Annotated in this window: 12 protein-coding genes; all 12 read left to right on the top strand. The window is 42.1% G+C overall.

Annotated elements, in window-relative coordinates; all coding sequences use genetic code 11:
• The first annotated feature begins 57 nt into the window (after window positions 1-57).
• Window positions 58-486 carry a hypothetical protein gene (locus tag HMPREF0549_RS08390; protein ID WP_003717860.1) on the top strand — a complete coding sequence of 143 codons (429 nt, stop codon included), beginning with the start codon at window positions 58-60 and terminating at the stop codon, window positions 484-486.
• A gap of 541 nt (window positions 487-1,027) precedes the next feature.
• Window positions 1,028-1,573 carry a KwaA family protein gene (locus HMPREF0549_RS08395; protein WP_003717862.1) on the top strand — a complete coding sequence of 182 codons (546 nt, stop codon included), beginning with the start codon at window positions 1,028-1,030 and terminating at the stop codon, window positions 1,571-1,573.
• Window positions 1,574-1,618: 45 nt separating this feature from the next.
• Window positions 1,619-1,807: a hypothetical protein gene (locus tag HMPREF0549_RS08400; protein WP_003717863.1), complete on the top strand. Its 189-nt coding sequence runs from the start codon at window positions 1,619-1,621 to the stop codon at window positions 1,805-1,807.
• Window positions 1,808-2,074: 267 nt separating this feature from the next.
• Window positions 2,075-2,356: a hypothetical protein gene (locus tag HMPREF0549_RS08410; RefSeq protein ID WP_003717865.1), complete on the top strand. Its 282-nt coding sequence runs from the start codon at window positions 2,075-2,077 to the stop codon at window positions 2,354-2,356.
• Window positions 2,357-2,372: 16 nt separating this feature from the next.
• Window positions 2,373-2,876: a hypothetical protein gene (locus tag HMPREF0549_RS08415; protein WP_003717866.1), complete on the top strand. Its 504-nt coding sequence runs from the start codon at window positions 2,373-2,375 to the stop codon at window positions 2,874-2,876.
• 232 nt (window positions 2,877-3,108) lie between these two features.
• Window positions 3,109-3,648 carry a phage terminase small subunit P27 family gene (locus HMPREF0549_RS08420; protein ID WP_003717867.1) on the top strand — a complete coding sequence of 180 codons (540 nt, stop codon included), beginning with the start codon at window positions 3,109-3,111 and terminating at the stop codon, window positions 3,646-3,648.
• Complete coding sequence (locus HMPREF0549_RS08425; protein WP_235807375.1) at window positions 3,641-5,563, top strand: terminase TerL endonuclease subunit; 1,923 nt, start codon at window positions 3,641-3,643, stop codon at window positions 5,561-5,563. The genes HMPREF0549_RS08420 and HMPREF0549_RS08425 overlap by 8 nt, the downstream gene beginning before the upstream one ends.
• Window positions 5,564-5,739: 176 nt before the next feature.
• Window positions 5,740-6,933, top strand: a complete 1,194-nt coding sequence (locus HMPREF0549_RS08430) for a phage portal protein (RefSeq protein ID WP_003717870.1) — start codon at window positions 5,740-5,742, stop codon at window positions 6,931-6,933.
• Entirely contained in the window at window positions 6,908-8,815 is a 1,908-nt protein-coding gene (locus HMPREF0549_RS09575; protein ID WP_081446200.1) for a phage major capsid protein, read from the top strand. The genes HMPREF0549_RS08430 and HMPREF0549_RS09575 overlap by 26 nt, the downstream gene beginning before the upstream one ends.
• A gap of 19 nt (window positions 8,816-8,834) precedes the next feature.
• Window positions 8,835-9,155, top strand: a complete 321-nt coding sequence (locus HMPREF0549_RS08440; RefSeq protein WP_003717872.1) for a hypothetical protein — start codon at window positions 8,835-8,837, stop codon at window positions 9,153-9,155.
• Window positions 9,133-9,501 (top strand): phage head closure protein, encoded by a 369-nt coding sequence (locus HMPREF0549_RS08445; RefSeq protein WP_152378534.1) that lies wholly within the window; start codon window positions 9,133-9,135, stop codon window positions 9,499-9,501. The genes HMPREF0549_RS08440 and HMPREF0549_RS08445 overlap by 23 nt, the downstream gene beginning before the upstream one ends.
• On the top strand, window positions 9,494-9,907 hold a 414-nt coding region (locus HMPREF0549_RS08450; protein ID WP_003717874.1), incomplete at its 3' end, for an HK97-gp10 family putative phage morphogenesis protein. The genes HMPREF0549_RS08445 and HMPREF0549_RS08450, both read left to right, overlap by 8 nt.

The raw sequence follows: 9,907 nt of genomic DNA on the forward strand, positions 1-9,907 counted from the left end.
CGGCACGCCTCCTAAAGAATAACCAAAATAATTATATCATAAGGGGTGTAGGGCGTCGTGATTGGTAATTTTTTCGGTAAGTATGACAAGAAGAAGAGTTCAGCTAATGCTCAAAAATGGTTGAGTGAATATTGGGATTGGAGGGATGAAGCGAAAAAGAAAACATTAACAATTGGTTCGCCCAATTTAGATGGTTTGCCAACAGGTACTCTGTATGATGCTGATTATAAACTTGTTGATTATGTTAATGCAGAACGAGAATGGAAGATTCGTGAGAACATGTTAGCTTATATCAGTTCAAAGGGTGACGAGCATGAGCTATATGCACAAATTCTTGATTATCGATTTGTACATCACAATTGGAAAATGGACAAAGTAGCAATGAAGCTTCATTTACCTAAGCGAACCTGTGAACGAATGCAAGATAACGCTCTATGGGAAGTTGCAAAGGTATGTCCTGATAAGAGTGTTTTAGTTCCGAAGTAAAGTGGCGGACTTTTGGCGGAAAACTGGCGGACTTTTGGCGGTTTTTAACTAGAAATAGGCCTTATTATGGTAATGTCGAAAAGTTATCAATTACGACATAAACCGAAAAATGACCTGAGTAATTATGTCATTAAACTGCTCACATTCATGTGTTGCGTAAATCCGGTAACCAAGCCGACGACATGGTGGCAGATGACCATAGTTACGCATTGAGACTAGCATCCAATTAATCCAATTTTTACGTAATGTACGGTTACAATCTTCATAATAAAAACTCTTAAGATTTACAATATACCGGCTCTGCTAGTCTCACGGTAGCCGTGCTGTTATCAGCAGAAGAGTACTGTAATCTTACTCAACGGCTAAAGGATTGCAATTATTCAGAACACTAACGTCCGTTACAGGAGTAGGAGGTAAATAAAGGACAATTAATTTACAGAGATGAAACACAAATAGGAAATTTTGTCAATTTGATGCAGGACTCATATTACAAGACATTAATTGGCAATCAGAACGGTATAGATGAGAAAAGGTGATAGATATGTTGGGACTAATTTTTAAAACAATTCTTTTCTTTTCGTCATATATTCCTATCTTTATAATGATTTTTCTTAATAATTTAGATTCATTTTCAAATAGCTCAATTAAAAAAGCATGGAATCAAAATCCTGGTTTATGGTTATCAATGATTATACTTTCGGTTATTACCCTAATTATTTTATTTATTTGGATTAAAATATTGAAAGCTGAAGCCACGGATACTGCTAAACAGAAATATAAGTTGGAAGATTTGAGAAAATACGATTCTGAGGTTCTAAATTTCTTTGTTACCTTTATAATACCAATATTATCATTGAAACCGGAATCTGCCCCTTCTATTGTTATGAATCTAATATTAGTAGTAATAGAAGGAATATATTACATATCAAATAATGCATTGTATTTTAATGTTATCTTGATAATTTTAGGTTATCATGTTTATACATTTTCAAACGATAATATAGTTATCTCTAGGAAAACAAAAGATCAGCTTTTTATAAGTCAAAAAGCTAGCCAGATAGGAACTACAAATATTTTTTATGCGTAATTAAGTCAGCCTAGCGCTGGCTTTTTTGTTTGGAGGGGATGTCCTATGGTGCAAAGTTTTATTAATGGAATGGATTCTGCAATTAAATACAAGCGGAGCCTTGCCCAGACAGTAGTAGACATGTATGGATATGAGGTACTGAAAAAACATCTGATTACTTTTGAAGGCATTACTAAGACAGGACATCGAATTAACATCCCCATTACGGAGGGAATGCTAAATGTTCCAGACTAAACGATTCGGCTTGGTAGCATCTAAACAAGAGTATTTGATGCTGTGCCGAGCGGAGAAACATATGAAGCAAAAGAAAAAGCTGACAGGTCAACGCTTGCCGGCTTTTAAAGTACATAACAGATTAAATAATTAAGGCGATAGCATTAGCTACCGTCTTTTATTTTGCACAAGTTTGGTATTCCGGCGGGTCAAACCTTAATGTCAGTATGGGCAGCCGTTCCGGTTCGATTCCGGGATTGTGCATAACGATTAAAGGAGGTTAAAGTTTTGAACAAAGAAGGATTCAAATACCCTACTATTCATTCTTTGGACGCTGGCCTGTACGACGTGTCTTATAGAGAGCGGTTCGATAAATGGACAGATAGCAAAGCAGAGATTAGTTTCTTAGAGCAGCACGACCACGTTAACGATCATATCGATGTACTGATAAGCAATTTTTACTATCCGGACAAAGTTGTAAAAAATCAGCAGGCGATATTCAAGCTATCTAAAGACACTGCTGAAAGGCTACGAGATTATTTGAACCGAGTATTAGTAACTATGCGGTGAACGGAGGTGTGGTGATATGCGTACTCATGAATGCTGGTATCGAGGTTGTCATAGGCTATGCGAACCTGGCCATGACTATTGTAGTAAGCATGAGCAGGAGCATAAGCAGGCAGAACTACAACGATTGCATGAGTATCACCAGACCGATCAATACAAGCAATACCATAAGCAATGGCAACGGGAGTATAACCATAACGAACGTGACCAAGTTGCTAATGCATTCTATCACTCAACACAATGGACCAAGGTTCGTGATTACGTTAAGCGTCGTGACCTGATGATCGATGGATCGACTGGTCAAGCATTAAGTGACCATGACTATATTGTTGACCACATCGTGCCACGAAGATACTGTGACAATCCACTTGATGCTGATAATCTTTGGTTGCTATCAAGACGACAGCACAACCGCAAGACCAAGATTGAACAGTCAATCGAAGGTAAACCAGATGGTGTCAACAAGCTTAGACACATCAGCCGGTTGACGTGGAAACGATGGCTAAATGAATCAAAGCCATAAAACACGAACAAAAAAATTGGCCACAAAAAATAAATTGAAAATTTACGAACAATACCCCCGCCCCCTAGGAACCAAAATGAGCGCATCACATAGAACAATGCACTTGCTTGAAAATCCGAGTTATTTTGCCTCTGACGATAGGGGGGTATAACGCATCGCAATGCGTTGAAAACGACCGTCAGTGTTCGCCATTGAGCAGGAATTAGCACACTCTTTAGAAAGGAGGAATTGTATGGCACGGAAAAACAAAATTACTACTGATCCTAAAGCTGAGAAGTACCAGCGAGAGCGGACAGAACAGCTAAAGCAGGACACAGAATCGTGGAAGCCGTTGCAGTCATCTCCTCCGTGGTATCTATCGAAGATAGCTAAGAATGCCTATCGAGCAATTTTACCGGCTTTAATGAAATCTGAGATTGTTAAACAGCCAGATTTAACGGTAGTTGCCGCTCTCTGTGTGCAAGTTGATATTTTTCGCCAAGCATATAAGGATATTCAAAAGCACGGCATCCAATCGGCTATATATAAGCCGGTGATTTCACCAACTGGTGAAGTAATTGATGCTCATAATTTTGCTGGCTTCAAAAAGAACCCTGCTGTTACAACATTAAGCGACTCAACTGCCAAGATTAAACAGCTAAGCGCTGAATTAGGTCTAACGCCACAGTCACGAGCTACTTTGCTTAACCTTAACAGCGATGATGATGACAGCGGCGATGTAGTTGACAGCATTGCTAAGATACTGAATGGAAAAGGTGATCATAGTGCATAAGTATGATTTTTCCCATTCAGCAGACGTGGCAGGGGATGTCATCAAGGCTTATCAAGCTGAAAAACGATCCGGCAATTATGAGGATGTTTTTGCAAAGTACAATGATCCGGGAACACAGTATGCACGAGAAATCCTCGACAAGAAGTATCTGTCCAGCACGATGATGAAGCTGGCAGCGTTTCGCCAATTACAGGATTTACGGCGGGTCACTGAGGACAGTTCATTCCCGTTTCATTACGATAAGGATCACATTAACCGGATTCTCAACTTTGCTAAGTTAGTGCCGGATGTGGATACTGGTAAACCGGTGCCGCTAATGCTATGGCAAAAAGCAATCCTTGCTCTAATGTTTGGCTGGCGGGACAGCCTTGACGACAAACGATATGATCGTGTCCTGGTTTCAGTGGCCCGAACAAATGGTAAGACTTACCTTTCAGCAATCATTCTTACTTACTCGTTTATTGTGGAATCGCTGGGCAAGTCAAACCAAGATATGGCATACGTTGCCCCTGTTACCAGTCAGTCACAGAAGGGGTTTAGTTACCTGAAAACTACCTTCAACGCGCTCGACCAGATTGCCGCCTTTCATAAGCTGTTCAAGCAAACGGATACTAATGTTCTTAACGACAACATCATTGCCAAGAACAGCCAGAATACAATCCTTCGTTTGAGCCATGAATCAGGGCGGTTTGATAGCCGTCACTTCGTCATGGCAGTCCTAGATGAGTCTGGGTCTGACGGTGCCAAAGGATCACCTACGGCCATTGCACAGATTGCCCGTAACGTTGGTCAGGTTTCATCTGGGATGATGCAGACCGGCGGGGCCATGTTCCAGATTTCAACTGCCTACCCTAATCCGACTTCGTACTTCTACAAGGATGAACGAATGATGGAACGGGCAATGCGCGATGATGCCAGTCGCTCTCTGGATAATTACCTTTGTCTCGTTTGGGAGCAGGATAGCGTCAAAGAAACCGAGAAACCAGAAACCTGGGAGAAATCGAACCCGTTGCTGACTTTGAACGAAAAGAAAAAGCAACAGATGATCAGTCGACTCATGAATGAGCGGAACACTCACATGATGGCCGGCAATATTGCTGAGTTTCAGAATAAGAACATGAACATCTGGCTTAAAACTAAGTCCAATACTTATCTGACCCTTAACGATATTGAGAAGTCGGTTGCCGAACAGGCGCCATTTAACATTGATGGCCACGAAGTTACCATTGGTTTCGATAAATCCCAATATGCTGATGATACGGCGGTCAGTTTTATTTTCCCGTATGTTGAGAACAATGTTGGTAAATGGTTCGTCTTACAGCATAGTTTTATCCCACTGGCATTTGCCCAGGGTTCAATTGACCTGAAGGAAAAGCAAGATGGTATCAACTACCGCAACGCGGAACAACTGGGCTTCTGTGACGTTACTAAAGATGCTTATGGCTTCATTGATGATGGTGTGGTTTTTAATTACATTTTGGATTTTGTAAAACAGCATCATTTGTCCGTTAAAGCCTTCTGTTTTGACGCTTGGCATGCAGACGAGCCTGTCACCATGTGGATTGATCAGAAGACGGATTGGCTAACTATTCCGGTACGGCAGGGATCATTAACCCTGAATAAGCCGACACTGGCTTTTCGCCGGGCAATTGCCTCTGACCAGATTAGATGGCTTGATGATCCGCTGATGAAGTACAGTTTCAGTAATGCCGTTCTACGTAATGATAATAATGGGGTCAAAGTCGATAAAGATAGTCGCACGGCAAAGATTGATATTGTCGATGCGACAATTGATGCTTTTTTCCGTGCCCAGTATGACTTTGATGATGTTAGTTTGGACAAGGAACAAAAAGATCCGTTTGCTAATATGACTCCTAAGGAACGCAAAACCTACTGGGATAATTTCTCTTTCTGAGGTGTAAAAATGAAAAACGTTTTATCAATAATCAGTTTAATCATAATTATGTGTGGGCTGGCTGCCTTTGTAGCCGGCTTTTTCATGCTGGCAAAGTGGCTGGGCTTCGTGATGCTGGGTGTAACCTTGTATTTCGTTGGCAGTTCTTTTAGCAACGCGATAGGAGGTGATTAGCAATGGGTGTATGGAATCCTTTTAAAAGCATCTTTCGTTCACGGACGTTAGCTAATGGCACGGGGCCGTTGATGGTTTTCTCCGGAGGCAAGATCCAAACTCAATCTTCAGTTGATGTTAATCAAGCTTTTAAGAACTCGGATGTCTTTACGGTCGTCGAGCGGATCAGCTCCGACATTGCCGCTTGCCGCTATAACGGGCAACAATATCAAACTTTATTAGACAATCCATTTCATTTAATGAACCCTTACGCCGGGTGGCAAGAAGTGCTGATTCAGCTTCTGCTGAATGGCAATTCTTATGTTGTTATTCATCGGGATAAACAGCAGAAGGCTTCGTGGCTAGAACCAGTGCCCTCCGATGATGTAAGCCTGACCCTACAAGACAATGCCGCTGATATTATTTACCATGTTCAATATACTGATGAGCGAGCAGACAAGGATTATCTTAGCGCTGATGTTTTGCATTTTAAGCTGGTTACACCGGGGATGGATGTAAACCAGTATACAGGGGTCAGCCCACTAATGGCGCTGGTTCCCGAGTTGGGAATTCAAGATAACAGCAAGAAGTTGACCTTGACATCACTTATCCATGCGTTAGCACCAACTAATATCTATACAACACCGAATGCTATTACTGAACCGGGAGCTAAGGATAAGATCCGTGAAGCCTTTGAAAAGGCCAATACCGGGGATAATGCTGGACGTGTCATGATTATGGATGCTGGTGCTAAACTGGAAACAATCGATGTTACGCCAAACGTGGCTAAGCTGTTAGATAACGCGACATTTTCGCAAACTCAGATTGCTAAAGCGTTTGGTATCCCAGACAGTTATCTGAATGGTCAAGGTGATCAACAATCGTCAATTGAAATGATTCGGTCACTATACCAAAACGCCTTAACGATGTATATTCGGCCGATTGAATCAGAATTATCTTATAAGCTGGGAGCACCAGTTAAGCTGGATGTTACCAGTGCAATTGACGTTGACCACCAGAATGAGCTTAACAACATTGTTTCGCTGTCAAAGGCTAATCTTCTTTCACCACGTCAAGCGTTTGGTTTGATGTTGGCTAACGACATTATGCCGGGCCTGACGGTTGAAGACTCAGACATTAACCTGTTGAAGTTGAATAAGAAGAACACGACGAAAGGAGGTGAGAATGCAAATGACGACCAAAACAACCAACCGTGATGTACGGACGTTTACGGCCAATCATCTAGCAATTAGGCGAGATGTTGAAAGCGGTACTCGGCAGTTGTCAGGGTATGCTGTGGCTTTTAACCAGCCTTCTCAGCCACTGCCGTTTACAGAATATATCAGCCCACATGCCTTTGATAACGTGGATTTTTCGCAAGTGCGGTTGCTTTACGCTCATGATTTTAATAACATTTTGGCTCGTGTGGATTCGGGGACTTTATCACTTAAAACTGATGATAAGGGCCTCTTTTTTATTGCCGACATTCCTAATACGACGTTAGGCAATGATGTTTATACCAATGTTGAGAATGGAAACATTAAAGGTTTATCTTTTAATGCTCAGATTGATCCGAACAACGGTGACACGTGGGAACAAGGCGCTGGCGGCGTGGTGATTCATACTATTAATCACTTTGCCAGCTTAGCTGAAATTAGCTTAACGCCAATCCCGGCCTATACCGAAACTTCGGTTCAAGTAGCACGAGATTACAAGGAGGTTTTAAACAATATGAAGACTGATTCTAGTGCAGCAGCACAATCGCAAGCTCCTGCTTCAAGCAGTGCGGCTTCTGCTGAGCCAAGCTCTGCTTCCAGTGCTGACTCAGCTAAGCAAATTGCCACTTTAATAAATAAAGTGAATGAATTATTGAATAGTGCTCAGCCGGCAAATAGTACGGCTAAGCGCGACGACAGCGTTGAAGAAGCAGACTCTGACGAAGTTGATCGGGCCAGTGCACCTGCTAACCCGGGTGACCCGACTTCATCAGCTAAGAGTGCTTCAACAGCTGTGGCTAATCCGGGTGATCCAACGTCTAATAAGAACGCTAGTCGGGCAGCCGAACCAGCAAGTGATGTTACGCGTTCGGCTGAACCTGTTGTAGCTGTAAATGAAAACAAGGAAAATAATGAAAATGGAGATGATATTCAAATGTCAACTAAGTTGAACGATCCAAAAGAATCTATTACCCGTGATTTTGCCAACTTCTTAAAGACTGGCCAAGTTGCTGATTCTATCTCACGTGATGGCAGCAACATTGGCCTTAGCGCCGGTTCTGTTATTATTCCAGAAACAATTCTGACTCCAGAACATGAACAACACCAATTCCCACGTTTAGGCTCATTAGTACGGACGGTTAAGGTGTCAACCACTACTGGTAAGTTGCCTGTGTTCCAAACTAGCTCTGATAAGCTATCTGTTCACGCTGAATTCCAGCCATCAGAACGGCATGCCGCTCCAGAAATTAAGCCAATTAACTGGGATTTGAATACCTACACCGGTAACTATGCTTTCTCGCAAGATTTAATTTCTGATTCCAGTTACGACTGGCAAAGCGAATTGTCCTCTCGCCTGCAAGAATTGAAGGACAACACCAATGATGATCTGATCATTAACGCACTGACTAATGGTGTAACTACTAAGACGGCAACTGATTTAATCTCAGACATTAAGACAGCCCTTAACGTTAACTTGAAGCCTCAAGACTCTCAAGCTGCTTCAATCGTGCTTAGTCAATCTGCTTTCAACGAGCTTGACCAAATGACTGACAAAGAAGGCCGTCCATTAGTACAACCAGATGTTACTAAGGGAACTGGTCAGTCTATTCTAGGTAAGACGGTCGTTGTGGTTGACGATCTACTCTTCCCAAAGGCAAAGGCTGGGGATGCAAACATTGTTATCGCACCACTGCAAAAGGCTGTTATCAATTTCCAAAACAACGAAATTACTGGACAATTCATTGACTCATACGATGTTTGGTACAAGATCTTAGGCATTTACCTTCGTGAAGATGTTGTTCAAGCACGTAAGGACTTAATTACGCTGATCACTTCCAGCAAGGCTACTGCTGGTGCTGCTTCTGGACTTCCTGCCAAGTAACTAAGGGAGATGAGTAGCAATGACTGATGATGACTTTACTACCCGTCTGTTGGTTGAGCTAAATCTAGATGACGTGGACGAAACTAGAGCTACGATAAATAGTCTGATGAAGCAGGCACGGGCGGTTCTGGTTAGTGCGATCAATTCAAATGTTGACCTGAAGGTTTATATGAATGACAACCTTTTCTTAGGTGCATTGGATGCATTGACTACTCAGCTTTTTTATGATCGCACTCTAGAGAACAACTTCTCACTAGGTGTCCAGATGATGCTGGTTCAATTACAAGCTAAATATCTAAACGAGGGTGGTGACAGCAATGGTAATGCCCAAAACAGTTGAGTATTCTCCTTATTTGTTTAACGAAATTGCCGACTTTGGCGTTACCAAGACAGTCACCAATCCGAACAGTGGCGTTAATGAACCGAGCTTTGTTAAATCATTCAGTCTGCACGTCTATCCGCAGAAGCGGACACTTGATATGCAGTACCGATCACTTGGCACTAATTATGTCAACGCTATTACGTTAGTGGTACGGCACAACAACAGACTCAATGACCAACTGCGTGTTAAGTACAAGGGTGAGGAATATAAGATCTTAAATATTAGTTCTGATGATTCAGCTAATTATATGACTTATGATTTCTTGACTTTACAAAATGTAAAGGAGCTGGGTGGCAATGGCTGACTTTGACGAACAGGTGATGGGCTTTCTCCATCAAGTAAAGAAGCTGGTTCCAGATAAGGATGCCCAGCGGAAAATGACTAAAGAAGGGGCAGATGTTCTTCGTGATCGTCTACAACAAGAGACACGTCGCAAACACTATGATGAGAAACATTACATCCCCAAGAAATATCGGGGTCGAAACATTAAGCACCTTGCCGATTCGATTGCTTCGGATGACAAGAACATTAATGGCGAGACTGACGGTAGCTCTTTAGTCGGTTTTCAAGGTGTCAAAGAATCCGGAGTAAACCACGCGAGGATAGCACGCTTTATCAACGATGGCACCAAGAAGATGCGTGGCGATCACTTCGTTGAACACACCCGTGAAGATAACGCTAAGGAAGTCTTTTCAGCCATTGCTGAAAAA

The organism is Limosilactobacillus vaginalis DSM 5837 = ATCC 49540 (assembly GCF_000159435.1).
Classification (GTDB): domain Bacteria; phylum Bacillota; class Bacilli; order Lactobacillales; family Lactobacillaceae; genus Limosilactobacillus; species Limosilactobacillus vaginalis.

Bases quoted from the DNA above. Each gene is read 5' to 3' on its own strand.
- HMPREF0549_RS08395 (WP_003717862.1), top strand. From the start codon at position 1,028: ATGTTGGGACTAATTTTTAAAACAATTCTTTTCTTTTCGTCATATATT.
- HMPREF0549_RS08400 (WP_003717863.1), top strand. From the start codon at position 1,619: ATGGTGCAAAGTTTTATTAATGGAATGGATTCTGCAATTAAATACAAG.
- HMPREF0549_RS08415 (WP_003717866.1), top strand. From the start codon at position 2,373: ATGCGTACTCATGAATGCTGGTATCGAGGTTGTCATAGGCTATGCGAA.
- HMPREF0549_RS08420 (WP_003717867.1), top strand. From the start codon at position 3,109: ATGGCACGGAAAAACAAAATTACTACTGATCCTAAAGCTGAGAAGTAC.
- HMPREF0549_RS08430 (WP_003717870.1), top strand. From the start codon at position 5,740: ATGGGTGTATGGAATCCTTTTAAAAGCATCTTTCGTTCACGGACGTTA.
- HMPREF0549_RS09575 (WP_081446200.1), top strand. From the start codon at position 6,908: ATGACGACCAAAACAACCAACCGTGATGTACGGACGTTTACGGCCAAT.
- HMPREF0549_RS08440 (WP_003717872.1), top strand. From the start codon at position 8,835: ATGACTGATGATGACTTTACTACCCGTCTGTTGGTTGAGCTAAATCTA.
- HMPREF0549_RS08445 (WP_152378534.1), top strand. From the start codon at position 9,133: ATGGTAATGCCCAAAACAGTTGAGTATTCTCCTTATTTGTTTAACGAA.